Source organism: Neisseria bacilliformis (genome assembly GCF_014055025.1).
Classification (GTDB): domain Bacteria; phylum Pseudomonadota; class Gammaproteobacteria; order Burkholderiales; family Neisseriaceae; genus Neisseria; species Neisseria bacilliformis.
Window position 1 is genome coordinate 1,788,356 of record NZ_CP059571.1, and the last position, 19,118, is coordinate 1,807,473.

Here is a 19,118-nt window from a genome sequence, read left to right on the forward strand (position 1 = left end):
ATTTAGAAAATTTCACGCCAGCTGACACGTTTTACCGGAGGTACAGGCAGATTGACTTTAACTACATGAGTCTTACCATCTGGTGTTTTATACAGCATTACAGTATGGGTATAACCTTTTGAGTCTGTAACCCTCAAAATACTTACGGTACCATTTGCACCATAGAGTGCTGCAATTGAACCCGTTCCCAATTTGTAATAATCGGCAATACCACCACCTGTGCTGCTATTAAGCGGATATGTTGCGCCGGAAGCTGCAACAGTATCACAAGACAGCAAAGGTGCACTTCCATCTATATAACTGTTTACAATTAAATACTTACCTCTCTCTAAATAAGGATTGTAGATAATTTGCTCATAATTGACAATATTGTTTCCTTTTTCGTCTTTACCTACTACCTTACTACCTAAGTTCATATACCAGCCATGTTGTGAAGTCCAGTTTACCAACTCATTACTTAATTTTTTTGATCCCTGGGTTTTACCATTACCATCAACAAACGATCCTGTTTGTTCACTGACTGTCTGTTGCTGCAACTGGCTATGATCAATTTGCTGTGCTGCACCAAATTTTATAGCAGTGCGATCACGCAAACCATAAAGACTTTGTACACCAGCAGCAAATGACGTGGCATTATTCAAATACCCTTCCTGACGGCGACCAGTACCAAAGTTCAGGATTGGATCGCGCCCAGTTTGATCTCCAAAACCAACAACAATCTTAGTCGTGATTGGCTGACCGGTACGAGTAGTGAAGATTTTCTCTACTTGATCCATATTACCAGTTAAATTAAAACGCCATACATTGCCTTTAAGGTCGCCTGCATAAGCATAATCATAAATCAAGTCACCATCCACATCAGTCGGTGTTACGTAAGCGATACCATTGGGGTCATCAGCAGTACCACTAACACCTGTGCTAATAAAGCGGAAGCTCGGTGTACCTGTGTCTTTATTAATAGACATGATGTATATACCCGCAGGTCCCGTATTGGCAGTACAGTTGCCATTATCTGCATCCGTTTTGGTGCACCAGCCATTGCCAAATACCGCACCCCAAGTATTATTATGGAAACGTCCAAATACAGGAGTGCCATAAGTATTGCCAAGATTAGACCATACACCGCCACTGCGGTTAGTCCATTCTCCAATTACGTTAGCAGCAGAAAACTTGGCGGGATCAGTAATATCCAATGCATACATTGTACTACCACCGGCACCCAAACCACTTAACAGCCATGTATGCCATTTACCATTGTAATACACGTCTCCTGTTGCAGGAGATGCATCATTATAAAAATTATGTGCATAGTGATTACTAGAAAAATCAAGAGCATCATTACCAGAAGCAGTTTTTCTATGCATTCTCTGCAATACGGAAGATGGCATATAAGCAAACAGTTCATGGCCGTCATTATCGCTTATATCAAACTTACGATTGGCATCATAGTGTCCACTACGGAAAGCATGCAGGAAACCATCATTTGATCCAGCATAGACCGCATTAACGCGGCTATAGTTATTGTTAGCAAATTCACGATACCCATCTTCATTTCCTGTTCCAGCACCATGTTTATCACGCCATGTACGTTGGTAACGTGTATTTGCAGGATAGCCAACCCATACCGGACTAGAATTAATAATATCACCTAGAATATTTTTTCTAACGCGGAATAAACCAACACCCACACTGGTTTGTTCTTGGCTTTGATCACCTTTGATATACTCTAAACGCTGTTGACCAATAGTTTCTGCTTCACCTGTAGAAAGCAAGCTGGCTTTTTGATCAGCTGTCAGGTTACCCCATTCTAAAGTTGTGCCACCTGTACCATTCCATGTAAAGAATTTTCTAGCAGTCTGCTTCGGCGTATTATTTGCTTTAGTTTCCTTACACAGTCCACCATTGAGGTTGCAAGAAGCATCCCAGTTGGCTGTTTCATTAACACCAAATCTAGCGTTATCACCTGTACCACTATGAACAAGTGTACGCGCTAACATCTGACCGGACCAATCATAAGGATTGTACATAGAGAGATAAACCTGCGTATCGCCAACTACTTTGGCATCAGGTAAGTTTACGCTGGCACTACCTTCCGACTGTGTACTCGGAGCAGCTTTAAAGCAGGTAACCTCATGGTTATTATTCGAGCCACCAGTTGAACCGACGAAGGCAAAACGGAATGCACGCGGCAACTTACCATTTCTTGAAACCAAATCTTCGTCTTTCATCACTGTTTGGAAAGTACCGCCATTCCGACTATACCAAACACTACCTTTACTATCTGGGGTAATTTTAATCTTATACTGAATAGGAACGGCACTGGCACGATTTTTTACATTACTCCACATTGATACATCCAAGCGTTTGCTAGTAATGTATTCATAGTTATAAAGTTTGGTTTTTGGATCTTTTGAGTCAGCATTTAATTGTATATTCGATCGACCTGCTGGTAAAAACTCTGAACGAACAGTAAGCGTACCAGTACGACACATACTTTTCAGCCAGTTTTTATTTTGTGCATTATCCGCGCCCCCACCATCAGGCGCATTTTTAGGTGTATCGGTTGTATTAGGTGTTGGATTCCATGTCCAATAGTATTTATATTTGTTGCCGTCCCATGCACGCCTCCAAGCATCAAGCTTACTCTGCGGCACATTGCCCCAGCCATTTGCTTTATACAAATCTCGAAGAAAATCGCCAGACATATAAGTGATGTTGGTTTTGCCCGCACCGCGAATACCAATAGCGTTAAATGGGCCATTTGGATATGCATCATAACGTGCATCTCTCCAATGAGTAGCATCAATTTTTCCCCAACCAGTGCTGGTACTATCATGAGGTCCATTCACAAAGTTACCAAACTCGTCCATGCCAATACCAAGATAACCGCCATCGACACCACTGTAAATCGGGTTGTCATTGGCACATGTATAACCCAATGAGCCACCATTCGCACCAATACTTACCGGACGATCTGCATCCATCAAGTAAAAAGCCATACCGTCGGCACCATTACCCCCCCAAACATAAGTGGTAAAGGTAATCTCAACACCTTCATTGGTTGGAAAAGGCGTTTCAGACACAATACCGCCGACACGATGATTTTCAGCAGGTGTTAAACGTAATGCACCTTTACCTAATGCATCTCTCGTACCACTCGTACAAGCTCCTGGCACACCAGCTTTTGTTGCTGATGCGGTTTGACTGCCAGATCCTGCCGTTAAACATGCCTGATTGATTGCACGAGAATCTGAACGACTGGTAACGCCATCGCCCGGTTGAGGCATATACCAATTATTTTTTGTTACGCCTTTTGTAAAGTCCTCTTCAATAACCAGCGCACCCGCGCCACTTGTTGAAAGCAAAGTAATTGCTGCCAGAACAGCCGAACAGCACGGCTTTAATTTTGATTTTTCCATTTTGTTTTCCTTGTTTTCACTCCGAAATTACAGATTTTTTAAAATCACCTGCACCTTATCGGCGAACGCTTCCCTTGCGGTCGGAAACCCGATTTACAGATTTTCTTATTATATCGTAATATTTTTAATTTAAAAAATATTTTTACATCCGGCAGTAGAGTAAAACGCCAAATTGTGCTTCATTTTTTTCAGACAGCCTCACCGCGTTCCGCTCTTCACCCGCCGCCGTTCAGCCGTTCCACCGCGCCGCTGTCGAAAAAGTCAAACAGAATCACCTGCGCGGCGACGCTGTCGAGGACGGATTTTTGTTTTCTGCCGAACACTTGCGCTTCGGCGAGCAGGCTCTCGGCCAAAAGGGAGGTGTGGCGTTCGTCGGCGAAGTAGACGGGCAGGGCAAACCGCTCGTGCAGGCGGCGTCCGAATTTGCGGGCGAGGCGGGTGAGTTCGTGTTCGGTGCCGTCGCTGTGGACGGGCAGGCCGACGACGAGGTAGTCGGGCTGCCATTCCCGGATGAGGGCGGCGATGGCGGCGAATTTTTGTTCGTTGCTGCCGCCGGATAGGGTGGAGAGCGGGTGGGCGGTGGCCGTTTCTGCGCTGCCCTGCGCCACGCCGATGCGTTTTTCGCCGAAGTCGAAGGCAAGGCAGGTGCCTCGTGGGGCGGGGGCGGTATCAGGCATGGCCTGCGCCCTGCATCAGGGCGGCGGGTTGGATGCCGAGTTTGGAGAGGGCGGCGCGGTGGCGTTTGCGCAAGGGGATGTCGAACAGGATGGCGTCGTCGGCGGGCACGGTGAGCCAGGAGTTTTGCGCCAGCTCCTGTTCGAGCTGGCCGGCCGACCAGCTGGAACAGCCGATGGTGAGGATGGCTTTTTCCACGGCGTCGTTCTGCGCCAGCCGCTCGATGATGTCGCGCGAGGTGGTGAGGGCGGTGTCGCCGCCGACGGGGAAGCTGCTCTGCCATGCGCCGCACGGGGTGTGGACAACGAAGCCCCGGTCAATCTGCACGGGGCCGCCCATCAGGATGGGTTGGTTTTGGAAGCGGTCGGGCACGTCTTTTTCGGCGGCGGAGAACACGGCTTCCATGGGGATGGGCGAAGCTTTGTTGATGATGACGCCCATTGCACCGTCGTCGTCGTGGCGGCAGATGTAAACCACGCTGCCGGCGAAAAACGGGTCTTCCAGCGCGGGAGTGGCGATGAGGAAATGGTTGGTGAGTTTGTCCATAATCGAAAACGCTTTGCTGTGTTGCGCGGCCATATTGGGCTGCGGCGGGAAAATTGCAAGCGCGCGGCAGGTGGTTTGCCGCACGGCTGCGGCGTTTTTCAGACGGCCTCTTATGTTAGAATCGCGCCTTTGTTTTTTTCCCAACCGCAGGCGGCATCTGTTTGGAGGCCGTCTGAAAACATATATAAGGATACCGATATGGCAGGCCACAGCAAGTGGGCGAACATCCAGCACAAAAAAGCCCGCGCCGACGCCCAGCGCGGCAAAATCTTCACCCGTCTGATCAAGGAAATCACCGTTGCCGCGCGTTTGGGCGGCGGCGACCCCAATTCCAACCCGCGCCTGCGCCTGGCGATGGACAAGGCTTGGGACGCGAACATGCCCAAAGACAACGTGCAGCGCGCCATCGACAAAGGCACGGGCAACGTGGAAGGCGCGGAATACATCGAGCTGCGCTACGAAGGCTACGGCATCGGCGGCGCGGCACTGATGGTGGACTGCATGACCGACAACAAAACCCGCACCGTGGCCGACGTGCGCCACGCGTTCAGCAAAAACGGCGGCAATCTGGGCACCGACGGCTGCGTGGCCTTCAACTTCGTCCACCAGGGCTATCTGGTGTTCACCGACGCCGACGAAGACGCGCTGATGGAAGCCGCGCTCGAAGCGGGCGCGGAAGACGTGCTCTCCGACGAAGAAGGCATCATCGAAGTCATCACCGCCCCCGCCGACTGGGCGGGCGTGAAAGCCAAACTCGAAGCGGCAGGCTTCAAATCGCAGGACGGCGACGTAACCATGCGCGCGCAGAACGAAACCGTGCTCACCGGCGAAGACGCGGCGAAAATGCAGAAGCTCATCGACGCGCTGGAAAACCTCGACGACGTGCAAAACGTCTACACCTCCGCCGTGTTGCAGCTCGATTAAACCCGCCGCACGCCGCACACTTTTCAGACGGCCTTCCGCCACAGGGAGGCCGTCTGAAAACATATTCACCCCCGCAATCACAGGAAAACACATGAAAACCAAACTATTGGCCGTCCTACTGTCCGCCGTCCTCACCGCCGCCGCGCAGGCCGAGCCGCTGAACTACAACGTCGTCGAATTTGCCGAAAGCGCGACCGTCAGTGTGCCGCACGACACCATGACCGCCGTGTTCGCCGTCCGCGCCGAAGCACCCGGACGCGAAGCCGCCCACCGCGCCTTCGCCGCCAAACAAACCGCCTTCGCCCGCCGCGCCGCAGGAAACGGCGCGTTGGAAACTGCCGAATCCGGCCGCAGCGTCTATCCCGTTTACCGCTATGCCGACAACAAACGCACGCAGACAGGCTGGCAGGAAAGCATAGAATACACCATAAAAAGCAAAGACTTCTCCGCGCTGAACCAGCTCATCGCCCAGTCGCGCCAGGAAGCCGAAGTGCGCAACACCTACTTCTCGCTCTCGGCGCAAAAACGCAACGCCGCCATAGACGAAGCCGCCCGCGCCGCCCTGTTGCGCTTCAAAGAACGCGCCGCCTCGCTGGCGCAGACGCTGGGCTTTTCCGGCTACAAAATCGTCAGCCTGAAACTGGGCGAAACGGGCGACACGCAGGTGATGATGCCCAAAGCCTACGCCGCCTCCCTGCGCACAGCCGACGGCGCGGCGCAAGACGAAGCCCCGCCCGCCCCCGGCATCGAAGAAGTGCGCATCACGGTAAACGGCTCGGTGCAGATGTAGGCTTCATCGTAGGCTGGGCTTCAACATGGCTGACTCAATATTTGCCGGTATTTCGTCGGGTCGAACCTAGGGTCTGTTGACAATCAACGTTTTGGCAGCTTTTGCGCCCTAAAACGGCATCTGCCGCGTTGCAAATACCCGCAATGGGCGGCATAGGCTCGTATTTTCGCCTTGCATCTGCCGTTTTATGACGCAAAATCCGCTTCAAAAGTTGAATGTCAACAGATCCTAGGCCTGCATTGGATGCTTTTAATCTGCATCTGCTATAACAAAGAACAAAAAAAGGCCGTCTGAAAAACAGTTTTCAGACGGCCTTTCCGCTTTTCAGACGGCCTCAATTAATAGTCGGCCATCCCGCGTGCGGCGGGTTTACCACTGATAGAGCGCGCCCGCGCCCGCGCCGACGCGGCCTTTGGTGTTGACCGAGATATTGCCTTTGACAATCCAGTTGCCGCCGTCGCTCATGGAGGACATGCCGACGGCCAGGGCGGACTGGCCGCCGTAGTAGCCGCTGCCCACGCCGAGGCCGGACGCGCCGGGGCGGGTTACCTGCGGAATCGAGCCTTGGGCGATCGCGCCGGCCACGCCTGCATTGGCCGTTTCGCCGATGTTGTCGATTTTGTGTTCCAAGGCGTTGAAGTTCAGGTTGGCGGCTTCGGTAATCGCGCCGAGCTTGGCGTTGAGCTGGCCGACGTTGACGGCGTCGGTGGCTTTCTCGCCGGCGGCGACATTGGTAATTTTGTTGCCGCCGTTGTCCAAACCGCCGCCGCCGAGCGAAACGGCGTTGCCGCTTGCGGGCGTGATGCTGACGCCGCCCGCGCCGACGGCGGTTTGGTTGCCCGCGCTGTCTCTGACGGTGCTGCCCGCGCCGTTGACGACGGCGGTATTGCCGCTGCCGTCGGCGAAAGACGCGCTGCTCAGGCTGTTGAGTTCTTTGGACAACTGCACTTTCAGACGGCCTTGGCTGTCTTTGTTGACACCGATGTTGTTGTCGCTCAGCTTGGCCTTGTCCGCGCCGCCAACGATGTCGAGACGCTGGTTGAGTTTTTTGTCTATCGTGCCGTCGGATGCCAGATTGTCGCCGCCGTAGCGCATGCCGTCGTCCATGGTGGCGGCTTCGCGCGATGTGCCGTCCGAGCCGGTGTAGCGGATGCGGTCGGCCTGTGCGCTGCCGCCAAGCACGGCCGCGCCTTTGGCGGCGGCGATGTCGGTTTTCGCGCCGTTCGCGCCGTTCAGGCTGATGTTGCCCGCGCCGTTGTCGGTGGTGATGGCGACGCCCGTTTTGCCGTCTTTGGCCAGGGTGAGGCTTTCGGCTTTGAGGTCTTTGTCGGTTTTCACCACCAGATTGCCGTTCGCGTCCACCATGGTTTTGACGTTTTCGCCCGAATAGCGGCTGTCGGCCTTCGTGCCTTCGCCGACGATGTTCACGGTGCTGCCGAGCTTTTTGTTCACCGAGCCGGTGTTGCCCGCGAAGTTCAGCCCTTGGCCGATGTTGCCGCTGAGCTTGGCGATGTCGGTTTTGTTCTGCGCCACTTGGTTGTCCACGGCTTTGAGCTGGTCTTCGGTGGCGGCGCGGCCGCTGACGGGGGCGGTTTGGCCGCTGACCCATGTGGTGTTGGCCAAACCGGTGATGTGGCCGTCTTTGCCGTTTACGGTAACTTTGCCGGCTTTCACTTCGGCTTTCGTGCCGTCGATGGCGACGGCGTTCGCGCCCTGCCCTGCGGTAATGGTGTTACCGGCTTTGATGCTGTTGGCGGCGGAGATGTCGCCGCCCGTGCCGTCGAGGGACACTTTGCCCTTGCCCAGCGACAATTTGTCGGCCAGCTTCACGGCGTAGTCGGTGTGGCCGTCTGAAAACGCTTTCGGGGTAACGGTAACGTTGGCATCGCCTGCGGAGACGGTGTTTTTCGCCGCCGCCGCCGCTTTTTTCACGTCGCCGATGTTGGCGGCATTGGTTTCGGTGCTGCCGCCGCTGGCGACGTTGGCGATGGTTTGGCCGCCGTTGTCCAGCCCTTTGTCGGTCAGGGAAACGGCTTTGCCGCCGCCGGCGGGGGTGATGCGCACGCCCGAGCCGTCAATCACGGCCGAGGGTTTGCCCGCGCCGCCGCCGAAGGACGCACTGTTCAGGCCGGTGAGGGTGTCGTTCAGCAGGTAGGTGAAGTTTTTGCCGTTTTGTTTCAGTTTCAGGTTTTTGCCCACTTGCAGGCCGACTTGGTCGCCCGCTTTGACGCTTTCGACGCTCGCGCCGCTTTCCAGTTCGCCGCCGTCGGCTTTGGCGGTTACCTTCCATGCGGCGTTGTTGACGGCCTCGGCCACGTCGCCGGCGGTGGCGAGTTTGCCCGCGTCGGCGGCGGCTACGGCCGCTTTGCCGCCGGTGGTGGCGATGCTGCCGGTTACGGCGTTGAATTTCACGATGCCGTCTGCGCCGACTTCGGCGGTGGTGTTCGCGCCGTTGCTGAAATTGAAGCCTTTGGCCAGGCTGGTTTTGCGCACTGTGCCGCCGTTGGCGGTGTAGGCGATGTCGGTGGCCGCCGCCGCTTTGCCACCGTCGTATTTGACGGTGTAGGTGGTGGTGTGGGCGGTGTTGTCTTGGCTCGGGGTAACGGTGATGACGCCTTCGCCTTTCACGTCCACCGCTTTGCGGGCGGTGTCGCGCACGGCGTTTTCGGACACGCTGATGTTGACGCCGCCGTTTTCGGCTTTGGTGGAAACATAGGTGCCGTCGCCTTTGACGGCGAGGGTTTCGCCGAGTTTGCGGCGGACGCTGCCGCTGTCGCCGGTGAAGGTGAGCGGTTTTTCGCCGAGGGCGTAGAGCTGGCTGCCGTTTACGGCGTCGGTGCTGGCGGCACTGATGTTGCCGGCGGCGACGTTGGTGATTTTGTTGCCGCCGTTGTTGAGGCCGTCTGAATTGAGGACAACGGGGGTTTTGCCGGCGGGGGCGATGGTGAGGCCGCCGCTGTTGAGGACGGTGTCGCCGGTGGTTACGCTGGTGAAGGCGGGGGTTGTGCTCATGCCGACGGTTACGGTGTCGCCGTTTTTGGCGACGCTGAGGTTGGGGCTGCCGCTGCGGATGTTCTGCAACGCGCTGTCGGCCTTGCCCAGGCTGGCTTTGGCGGCCGTGCCCAGATCGACGGTGTACTGCGTGTTGCCGGCGGCGTCTTCGCTGCCCGCGCTGACGGAAACGGCGGTCGATCCGGCAACAACCGAGGAGGTTTTTTCGGAGTTGTTGATGGCGGCGGCCACGTCGCCTGCGGTCATCACTTTGCCCGCGTCGGCCGCCGCAACGGCAACATTGCCGCGCGTTACGGTGGGGGCGGCGGCTTGGGCGACGTTGACGGTGTAGGTGGTCGCGCCCGCGCTGTCGGTGGCGGAGCTGACGCTGGCCAGTCCGCTGCCGGCCACTTTGCTGCGCGCGTCGGCGAGGGCTTTGAGTTGGCTGACGTTGACGGCGTCGGTGTCGGCCGAACCGGCGGCAAGGTTGGTGATGCGGCGGTAGAGGATTTCGCCCTGGCCTGCGCGGTTGTCGCCGCCGACGGACACTTCGCCCAGCGTTACGCCGGATTCGGCGATGCCTTTGACGCTGGCGTTGGCCGAGGGTTTGTAAGGATCGGTGCCCAAATCGGACACGCCCGCAATCGACATCGAACCGAGCGCGACGCGGAAGTTGGTGTCGTTTTTGACGGTGGCGCTGTCGCCCAGAGCCACGTTGTTGTTCAGGCGCACGGGCAGGCCGGGGATCAGTGCCGTGCCGTTGCCCGAATCCGCGCCGCTGCCCAGCGACAAGCCGCCGTTTTGCGAGCTGGCGGCCGCGCCGATGGCGATACCGCCGAGACTGTCGCTGCCGGAAGTGGACGCGCCCGGGCCGATGGCCAGCGACGCGTTGCCGGAGGCTTTCGCGGCTGTGCCGATGGCGACGGAGTCGGACTGGCTGTTGTCGCCGTCCGCAACGGCGTTTTTGCCGATGGCGACGGAACTCATTTGTTTGGCCGACGCGCCCGCGCCCGCCGCCAGCGCGTCCGTGCCGGTTGCGCCGTCGTTGTTGTAGTTGCTGCCCGCGCCCGTGGCGGTAGAATTGACGCTGTAATAGTGGGTGAGCTTGCCGCCCAGCGTGTCGGCCACGGCGTAGAGCTGGCTGCCGTTGACGGCGTCGGTGCTGGTGGTGGAGATGCGGCCTGCGGCAAGGTTGGTGAGGGTGCGGGTGAAGCCGCTTTTGCCGATGCTGACGTTGGCATTGGCCGCACCGGCAAAGCCCGAATAGGCGATGCCGTTTACTGTGGCCTGGGTGGTGGTAACGTTGGTGTCGGTTTCCGATTCGTAGCCGAGGGCGACGCCTTTTTGATGAGCGGCCTGCGCGTTCACGCCCAAGGCGGCCGCGCCGGTGTTCGACGCGCTGCTCAACTGGCCGATGGCGACCGACTGCGAGCCCTTGGCGGCCGCGCCTTTGCCGTCGTTGGCCGAGCCGCCGACGGCCACCGAACCCGCGCCTGCGGCTTGGGTGTTGCGGCCGACGGCCACGGCCTGCGCACCGGTGGCGGCGGCATTGAGGCCGACGGCCACGGCGGAGAGCACGGAAGCCTGCGCCTTGTTGCCGACGGCAATCGAGCCGCCGCCGCTGGCCACGCTCCGCTGGCCGATGGCGATGTTGTCGCTGCCGGTTACGCTTGTGCCGGTTATCGTGCTGTTGTTGGCATACGCGCCGAGGGCGATGTTGTGGCTGGTTTCCAAGCCGGCGCCCGCGCCTGTGCCGATGCCGATGATGTTGGTTACCGCAGCGGTTTTGCCCGCGTCTTTCACCGCGCCTTCGCCGATGCCGATATTGCTGAAATTATTGGCGTTTTCCGTACCCGCGCCCGACTGTTTGCCGATGAACACGTCGGCGCGTCCGGCGGCGTTCGCGCCCCAGCCCAGTGCGGTGGAATTTTCGCCCGTCGCCGTGGCTTTGTTGCCCAGGGCGGTGGAGGCGTTGGAAGCCTGCGTGTCCGCGCCGACGGATACCGCGCCGTCTTTGCCCGCCTGCGCGTTGAAGCCGACGGCGACGGTGTTCAGGGCGGAGGCGGAGGCTTTCACGCCCGCCGCCAGCGCGTTGCTGCCGGTCGCGCCGTCGTTGTCGTAGTTGCTGCCTGCGCCTGTTTCGGCGGATTTGACGCTGTAATAGTGGGTGAGCTTGCCGCCCAAAGTGTCGGCCACGGCGTAGAGCTGACTGCCGTTGACGGCGTCGGTGGAGTCGGCAGCGATGCGGCCTGCGGCAAGGTTGGTGAGGGTGCGTTTGACGGTGTCGCTGCCGATGCTGACGGTGGCTTCGGGGGCGGTGCCGGCGAAGCCGTTGTAGCTGATGCCGCCGACGGTGGCGGCGGTGGTGGCGACGGCGTCGGCGGTTTCCGAGGCGCGGCCGAGGGCAACCGAGCTCCACTGTTTGGCTTTGGCGTCGTTGCCGATGGCGGTGGCTGCGATGGCCGAAGCGGCCGAGCCCGCGCCGATGGAAACGGCGTAATCGTTTTGGGCTTGCGCGTTGTCGCCGACGGCAACGGACGACACGCCCGCCGCGTTGGCGGAATTGCCGGCGGCGGTGGCGCGGGTGGCGGAAGCGCGGCTGTGTTTGCCGACGGCGGCCGCGTCTGCGGCAGTAGCCTGCGCGTCGTTACCGACGGCAATTGCACCGGCAGCGGTGGCGCGGGTGGACGAACCGACGGCAACCGTGTGTTCTTCTGCCGCCTGCGCGTCGCGGCCGAAGGCCGAAGCGTCGGTGCCCAGTGCTTGGGCGTCGTTGCCGACGGCGGTCGCGCTGTTTGCCCGCGCCGCCGCACCCGAGCCTGCCGCCAGCGCGCTGTTGCCGTCGGCGACGGTGTCGAGGCCGACGGCGGTGGCGTAAACCTGTGAGGCTTTTGCGCCTTTGCCCAAGGCGGTGGCACTGTCCGCCGTGGCTTTGGCGGTGTTGCCCAGGGCGACGGTGTCTTTTTCGTATGCCGTGCTGTCGGTGCCGATGGCGACGGCGTCCGAGTCGCTGCTTGCTGTGGCGGCACTCGTGCCCGCTTTGGCGTTTTTGCCGATGGCGATGCCGTTTTGTTTGAGGGCGGCTGCGGTTTCGCCGATGGCGGTGGACGACAAGCCTGCCGCTTCGGCCGCTTTGCCCACGGCGACGGTGTTGCTGTCGCCCACTTTGGCCGCGTTGCCGACGGCAACCGCGCTGTCGATGTTTTTGGTGTTGGTAAACGCGGGTTTGTAGTTGGTGTGTTTGACTTTGCCGTCGGCGGTGTCGATTTCCACTTCCTCACTGGTAACGCTGGCCGCGCTCGCGCCCACTTTGATGTCGTTGCCGAACACCGTGTTGTTGTTGGACGTGCTGCCGATCAGGTTGCGGTTGCCGACCGACTGGTTGTTTTTGCCGCCGATGATGCTGAACACGGTGTCGTCCATCTTGCCGTTGGCCAGAGCCTGAACCATGCGCGCGGCACTGCCGCCGCCGTTCGCACCAATGGAGGCGGAGTTTTCGCCGAACACCATCGTGCCCGTGCCGACGGACACTGCGCCTTTGGCGGCGGTGATGCTGCCCGAGCCGATAGCGGCCTGCGAGGAGGCTGTGCTGCTGCCGCTGCCGCTGACCACTGCCGCGCTCGATCCGGCAGCCATGCTGTCGAAGCCGCCGCTCACCTGCGTGTAAGAGCCGTAGGCCGAAGTGGTGTCGCCGTGCGCCTTCGCGCCCACGCCGACGGCGGAGGCAATCGTGCCGCTGGAAACGGCCCGCGTGCCGACGGCCAGCTTGTTGTTGCCCGCGCCCACGGCCTGCGCCTGATAGCCGACCACTGTCGCATGGCTGCCGACGTTCTGACCCACCAGCGATTCGTTGCCGATGGCCAGATGGTTGCCGAGGGTGGCGGCATTGCCCGCCGGATTGGCGAGGATTTTCGCCTGCTTGCCGATGGCGGTGGAATCGTTGCGCTCGGTTTTGGCCTGGAAGCCGAACGCGGTGGCAAACGTACCTGAGGCTTCGGAGGATTCGCCGATGGCCATTGCCCGGCTGGCACTGGTGTAGGACGGTGTGGCCGCGCCGGTGTTGTATTTGAAATTGGTGGTTTTCGCGCCGTTGCCCAGGGCGATGGAGTTTTCGCCGTAGGTCATCGCGTTTTGGCCGACGGCGATGGTGTGCCGCGCACGGGTGGGCGTGTCGGTTTTGGTGCCGTCGGCCGCGCCGTTGGCTTTGAAATTGTTGGCGTTGGTGCCGATGCTGATGCTGTCTTCGCCGAAATGCGAAGTACCCGCGCCGCTGCCGATGGCGATGTTGCGGATGCCGCCGCTGTTCACCGCCGCTTCTTTGCCCAGCGCGATGTTGGTGTGGGTGGCGACGCTGGCAGCGGCAGCGGAAGACAAGAGGCCGTCTGAATAATACAGACCCGCGCCGCCGTAGTTTGTGCCGAAGTCTTTGCGGTTTTTGCCCGCGTTGTCGCCGATGGAGATGTCGCCCGTGCCCAAAGCCTGCGCCTGACGACCGACGGCGGCCGCGCCGAAGCCGGCGGCGTTGGCGGCGTAGCCCAAGGCCGCTGTGCCGCCTGCCGTAGCCTGCGCGCTGGTGCCGACTGCTGCGGCCGCGTCATTGCTGGCCAGCGCGCCGTCGCCGAGGGCGACGCTGGATTTGCCGTAGGCTTTCGCCGCCTGGCCGCCCGCCAGCGAGTTTTGGCCGAGGGCGTTGGACGACTGGCCGATGGTGGTGGCGTTTGTGCCGTAGGCTTTGGCGTTCGCGCCGACGGCCACCGAGCCTGTGCCCGCCGTTGCGCCGGTTTGCGCGGCGGTGATGCCCGACGGCAGGTCGGATGCAGTGGCGGCGCGCACGGAGGCTTCTTTGCCGACCACCACTGCGTTCGTTGCGGCGGCGGCGGCTTTGCCGCCCACGGCCACGGTGTCGTCCGACTGGGCGTTGGCTTCGCGGCCGACGGCGATCGCGCTTTGCCCTTGGGCTTGGGCACTCGATCCGAGCGCAGTGGCGAACACGGTGTTTGCTTTGGCGGTTTCGCCGTAGGCGGTGGAATAGGTGCCCTTCGCTTCCGAGCCTGTGCCGACGGCGACATCGGTCGAGCTTTGCGCCACTCCTTCGGGGATGGCGGCGGCGGCCGTGCCGGCCAGCATGCCGCAGAGGCCGAGGGCGGCGAGGCGTTTGAGGTTTTTCGATTTGCTTTTGCCTTTGGCGTGCGCCAGCTCGGAGGCGGCCACCCATTGTTCTGTTTCGCTGTTCCAGATGACTTTATAGATGCGGTTCATGGCGGTTTCCTGAAAATAAAAAATAAAAGGGGTTTTGCGGTATGCGGTTGCGGCCGTCTGAAAACGGGCTTCCAGACGGCCTAGGGCGTGTTGACATTCAACTTTTGCAGCGGATTTTGCGTCATAAAACGGCAGATGCAAGGCGAAAATGCGAGCCCATGCCGCCCATAGGCGAGTATTTTCAACGCGGCAGATGCCGTTTTAGGGCGTAAAAGCCGCCAAAACGTTGAATGTCAACACGCCCTAGGAATAAAACAGGCGGCGGGAAAAACAGTTTTTCGCGTTTCCCCGCCGAATCATTGGTTTGCCGCAATTATATCCGGTATTGCGCCCGCGCGTCGGACGATTGGCTTTGGCAACCGGCGGGATTGGCGCGGCGGGCGGTTTTCAGACGGCCTGCTGCTTGATTGAGGCCGTCTGAAAACATATCCATTCCGCTGTTTACACCGCAGGTAGGGTGTGTGGCGCAAGCCACGCACGCGGTTTCAGAGCTTGGCGGCTAAAAGGTTTCAGACGGCCTGAACGGCAGGGAGCGCGTGCGTCGCCTCGGGGCGGCACACCCTGCCTGAAAAACCGCTTTGCCTTGTCCGCAAGCGTGTTTTCAGACGGCCTGTTGTTTGATTGAGGCCGTCTGAAAACCATGGGACACACGGTTTCAGACGGCCTCTGGGCGTTTTACTGCGCGGGTGAGAAGGCGTCGGCGAAGAAGGCGTCGGTTTTTAGACGGCCTTCTTCGACAAACGCCCGTTGCGCGTCGGCGATCATGGCGGGGGAGCCGCAGGCGTAGACCTGGTGGGCGGAGAGGTCGGGACAGTCGCGCAGTGCCTGCTGCCAGACGTAGCCGCGCGCGCCCCGCCAGTTTTCGGGGGCGCGGGAGAGGACGGGGGTGAAGACGGCGTTTTTCAGACGGCCTGCCAGTTCGGCGGCGCGGTCGTGATAATAAAGTTCTTCGAGGGTGCGCCCGCCCCAGTAGAGGCGCACGGGGCGGGTGGCGTCGTGTTCGGCGAGGCGGTGGAGGATGCTTTGCACGGGGGCGAATCCGGTGCCGGTAGCCAGCAGGATGAGGGGGCTTTGGTCGTCTTCGCGCAATACGAAGGTGCCCATCGGGCCGCGCACGCGCATGACGGTTTTTTCTCTGACGGCGGGGGCGTCGCCGAACAGCAGGCCGCTGAACAAGCCGCCTTCGCGGCGGCGGATGTGCAGTTCGAGCTGTTCGGTGTGCGCGGGACTGCCGGCCAGCGAGTAGCTGCGGGTGTGGCCGTCTTTGAGCAGGATGTCGATGTATTGTCCGGCCAGAAAGACGAAGGGGGGCTTTTTGGGCATGTCAAGGCGGACGACGGCGGTGTCGCCGATGTAGTCCACGGCGGCGACGCGGGCGGGCAGGGTTTTGACGGGGGGCATTCTGCTGCTGTTGTAGCCGGGCACGGAGAGTTCGATGTCGCTTTGGGCGTAGCAGCAGCACATGAGGATTTTGTTTTGCGCGGCTTCTTCGGCGGGCAGTGCCTGCTCGGCGTGTTCGCCCTGCTCGTAGCGGCCGGAGCGGACTTCGGCCTTGCACTGGCCGCAGATGCCGGCCTGGCAGGAGTGTGGCAGGTTGAAGCCTTGGCGGCGGGCGGCGGCAAGGATGCTTTCGCCCTCGTCCGCCTCGAAGGTTTCGTTGTCGGGTGAGAGGGTTATGGTGTGGTTCATGGTTTTTTATTGTATTGAGGCCGTCTGAAAATGTGGTTTCAGAATAACCTGATGTTTTTCCGGTATTTCACCGAAACAGAACCCGGCCTGCGGCGGGCGGCTTTTATTGTGTTTCGCTGTATTGAGGCCGTCTGAAAACGCGGTTTTCAGACGGCCTGTGGCTGCAACTTCGTTGAAGTTCGGTTTTCAGACGGCCTTTATTTGCCTTCTTCCACCGGCGGCATGCCGACCATCGCGTCTTTAGGCATCTCGCCTGTGGCCGCCAGTTTCACGTCGAATATCAGCACGGCGTGTTTGGGGATGATGGAGTTGGGCGGGGGCGCGTCGCCGTAGCCCAGCTCGGGCGGGATGTAGAGGGTGTATTCCGCACCTTCCTTCATCATCGGCAGGGCTTCCTGCCAGCCTTTGATCATCACGGGCAGCGGGAAGGCCATCGGCTCTTTGGCCTCGGCGTTGCTGTCGAACACTTTGCCGTCGGTGAGTTTGCCGGTGTAAACCACGCTCACCATCGAATCGGGTTTGGGCTGCTTGCCGGTGCCTTCTTTGATCACTTTGTATTGCAGACCCGAAGCGGTGGTTTTCACGCCTTCTTTTTTGGCGTTTTCGGCCAGCCAGGCTTTGGCGGCATCCAGCGCGGGCTTGGCTTCTTTGTCGGCGGCGGCCTTGGCTTTTTCCTGTTCTTTCTGGACGAAGGCGGCAAACACTTCCTGCGCCTGCTGGTCGGTCAGGCGCGGGGTTTTGCCTTCGGCCACGGCGCGCACGGCTTCGCTGAATTTGTCCAGGTCGATGTTCACGCCCTGGTCTTTCATATTTTTGATGTTGCGGCCGATGTCCATGCCGATGGCGTAGCTGACCTGCTGCTCGGGCGTGCCCAGCGCGGACGGGTCTTGCGCGGGAGCAGAAGCGGCGGCGGGCGCGGGGGCACTGCCCTGCGCGCCGGAGGCGGCGGGCGCGGAAGTTTCCTGTTTGCAGGCGGCCAGCGCGAGGGCGGCGGCCAGCGCGGTGAGCGTCAGTTTGGTTTTGTGTTGCATGGGCAATCCTCTCTGTCGGAAAAATAAAGCGCGGATTATACAAGTTTTGCCGCCCGCGCGGCAAAGGCGCGCCCCGCCCAAGCCGCCCTGCCCCGCCGCCGGTGCGGAACTTTACACCATCCGGCCTTTACTATATATTCCGCCGCACCGCGTCCCGCAACACGCGGCCTCATCCCGCGCCTTGTGTCATACAGGGCGGTTTCTTTATCTGTGAAGGAGAAATCCCTATGTCCACCGCAGCAGAACGCATCCAACACGCAGGTTTGCGCCAGAAAATCATCTCCGCCGAACAGGCGGCCGCATTCATCGAAAACGGCATGACCGTCGGCATCAGCGGCTTTACCGGCGCGGGCTACCCCAAAGCCGTGCCCGCCGCCGTCGCCGCAAAGGCGCAGGCCGCCCACGCCGCCGGAAAACCCTTCAAAATCCGCATGATTACCGGCGCGTCCACCGCTGACGAATGCGACGGCGTACTCTCCCGCGCCAACGCCATCTCCTTCCGCAGCCCCTTCCAGTCCGACCCCACCCTGCGCAACCAGATTAACGCGGGCGAAGCGGCCTATATGGACGTGCACCTGTCGCACATCGAACAGCAGGTGCGCGCCGGCTTTTTCGGCGAAATGGACGTGGCCGTGGTCGAAGTGGCCGGCATCGCCGCCGACGGCAAGCTGATTCCCTCGCTGGCGGTGGGCACCAACGTAACCTGGCTGCAACAGGCGAAAAAAGTCATCCTCGAAGTGAACGCCCAGCAGAACGCCAAACTCGAAGGCATGGCCGACATCTACGACAGCATCGGCCTCGCACCGCACCGCAAACCGATTCCGCTCACCGAAGCGGGCGAACGCATCGCCACCCCCTATCTGCACTGCGATTTGGACAAAATCGCCGGCATCGTCCTCACCGACGCGTCCGACCGCAACAGCAAATTCGCCGAGCCGGACGAAATGTCCAAAAGCATCGCCGCGCAAATCATCGACTTCTTCTCGCACGAAGTCAAAGCCGGCCGCCTGCCGAAAAACCTGCTGCCGCTGCAATCGGGCGTGGGCAACGTGGCCAACGCCGTGCTGGCCGGCTTGCAGGACGGCCCCTTCGACAACCTTACCGGCTACACCGAAGTATTGCAGGACGGCATGCTCGATTTGATTTTGAGCGGCAAAATGCTCTCCGCTTCGGCTACTGCATTGTCGTTCAGCCCCGACGCGCTGCAACGCTTCAACGACCACATCGACGAATTGCGCGGCAAAATCATCCTGCGCCCGCAGGAAGTTACCAACAACCCCGAGCTCATCCGCCGCCTCGGCATCATCGGCATGAACGCCATGATCGAGGCCGACATCTACGGCAACGTCAACTCCACCCACATCATGGGCACCAAAATGATGAACGGCATCGGCGGCAGCGGCGACTTCGCCCGCAATTCCTACCTCTCCTTCTTCGTGTCCCCCTCCGTGGCCAAAGGCGGCTCGATTTCCTGCATCGTGCCCATGGTGTCCCACCACGACCACACCGAACACGACGTTATGGTGCTGGTAACCGAACAGGGCTTGGCCGATTTGCGCGGCAAATCCCCGCGCGAGCGCGCCCGCCTCATCATCGAAAACTGCGCCCACCCCGACTACCGCGACGCGCTGCGCGACTACTTCGACCGCGCCGAAAAAGCCGGCGGCCTGCACACGCCCCACCTTCTGAACGAAGCCCTGTCGTGGCACCAGCGTTTCGTCGAAACCGGCGACATGCGCGTGAAATAAGCCGCAGGCATCACAGTCTGCCGGCAATCGGCAGACCATTAAAGAG

The 19,118-nt window shown here is 59.8% G+C and carries 9 protein-coding genes; 3 read left to right on the forward strand and 6 right to left on the reverse strand.

The genetic code is table 11. The features are described 5' to 3' along the window. Positions 1-2 precede the first annotated feature (2 nt). The 3 genes from H3L91_RS08795 to H3L91_RS08805 form a co-directional block, all read right to left on the reverse strand. Positions 3-3,419, reverse strand: a complete 3,417-nt coding sequence (locus H3L91_RS08795; RefSeq protein WP_007343405.1) for a PilC/PilY family type IV pilus protein — start codon at positions 3,417-3,419, stop codon at positions 3-5. Positions 3,420-3,634: 215 nt separating this feature from the next. Beyond that, positions 3,635-4,096: a Holliday junction resolvase RuvX gene (gene ruvX, locus H3L91_RS08800; RefSeq protein ID WP_007343406.1), complete on the reverse strand. Its 462-nt coding sequence runs from the start codon at positions 4,094-4,096 to the stop codon at positions 3,635-3,637. Further along, positions 4,089-4,673 carry a YqgE/AlgH family protein gene (locus tag H3L91_RS08805; protein WP_007343407.1) on the reverse strand — a complete coding sequence of 195 codons (585 nt, stop codon included), beginning with the start codon at positions 4,671-4,673 and terminating at the stop codon, positions 4,089-4,091. Before H3L91_RS08805 ends, ruvX begins: the two co-directional genes overlap by 8 nt. Before the next feature lie 165 nt (positions 4,674-4,838). On the opposite strand from H3L91_RS08805, the gene H3L91_RS08810 reads away from it, so the two are divergent. Both H3L91_RS08810 and H3L91_RS08815 read left to right on the forward strand, forming a co-directional pair. Continuing rightward, entirely contained in the window at positions 4,839-5,564 is a 726-nt protein-coding gene (locus H3L91_RS08810) for a YebC/PmpR family DNA-binding transcriptional regulator (protein WP_040659044.1), read from the forward strand. Positions 5,565-5,655: 91 nt separating this feature from the next. Then, complete coding sequence (locus tag H3L91_RS08815; protein ID WP_007343409.1) at positions 5,656-6,354, forward strand: SIMPL domain-containing protein; 699 nt, start codon at positions 5,656-5,658, stop codon at positions 6,352-6,354. Positions 6,355-6,723: 369 nt separating this feature from the next. On the opposite strand, the gene H3L91_RS08820 is transcribed toward H3L91_RS08815, so the two are convergent. The 3 genes from H3L91_RS08820 to H3L91_RS08830 form a co-directional block, all read right to left on the reverse strand. Beyond that, positions 6,724-14,604, reverse strand: coding sequence for a YadA-like family protein (locus H3L91_RS08820; protein ID WP_007343411.1), 7,881 nt, complete (start codon positions 14,602-14,604; stop codon positions 6,724-6,726). Positions 14,605-15,279: 675 nt separating this feature from the next. Continuing rightward, positions 15,280-16,293: a 2Fe-2S iron-sulfur cluster-binding protein gene (locus H3L91_RS08825; protein WP_007343415.1), complete on the reverse strand. Its 1,014-nt coding sequence runs from the start codon at positions 16,291-16,293 to the stop codon at positions 15,280-15,282. 197 nt (positions 16,294-16,490) lie between these two features. Next, positions 16,491-17,324, reverse strand: coding sequence for an FKBP-type peptidyl-prolyl cis-trans isomerase (locus H3L91_RS08830; RefSeq protein ID WP_007343416.1), 834 nt, complete (start codon positions 17,322-17,324; stop codon positions 16,491-16,493). Between the two features lie 227 nt (positions 17,325-17,551). On the opposite strand from H3L91_RS08830, the gene H3L91_RS08835 reads away from it, so the two are divergent. Next, a complete protein-coding gene (locus tag H3L91_RS08835; RefSeq protein WP_007343418.1) occupies positions 17,552-19,072 on the forward strand; it encodes a succinyl-CoA:acetate CoA-transferase ScpC in 1,521 nt (506 codons plus the stop codon). The last annotated feature ends 46 nt before the right edge of the window (positions 19,073-19,118 follow it).

Coding starts and splice junctions, on each gene's coding strand:
- ruvX (WP_007343406.1), bottom strand. CDS start 4,096: ATGCCTGATACCGCCCCCGCCCCACGAGGCACCTGCCTTGCCTTCGAC.
- H3L91_RS08825 (WP_007343415.1), bottom strand. CDS start 16,293: ATGAACCACACCATAACCCTCTCACCCGACAACGAAACCTTCGAGGCG.
- H3L91_RS08820 (WP_007343411.1), bottom strand. CDS start 14,604: ATGAACCGCATCTATAAAGTCATCTGGAACAGCGAAACAGAACAATGG.
- H3L91_RS08795 (WP_007343405.1), bottom strand. CDS start 3,419: ATGGAAAAATCAAAATTAAAGCCGTGCTGTTCGGCTGTTCTGGCAGCA.
- H3L91_RS08810 (WP_040659044.1), top strand. CDS start 4,839: ATGGCAGGCCACAGCAAGTGGGCGAACATCCAGCACAAAAAAGCCCGC.
- H3L91_RS08835 (WP_007343418.1), top strand. CDS start 17,552: ATGTCCACCGCAGCAGAACGCATCCAACACGCAGGTTTGCGCCAGAAA.
- H3L91_RS08815 (WP_007343409.1), top strand. CDS start 5,656: ATGAAAACCAAACTATTGGCCGTCCTACTGTCCGCCGTCCTCACCGCC.
- H3L91_RS08830 (WP_007343416.1), bottom strand. CDS start 17,324: ATGCAACACAAAACCAAACTGACGCTCACCGCGCTGGCCGCCGCCCTC.
- H3L91_RS08805 (WP_007343407.1), bottom strand. CDS start 4,673: ATGGCCGCGCAACACAGCAAAGCGTTTTCGATTATGGACAAACTCACC.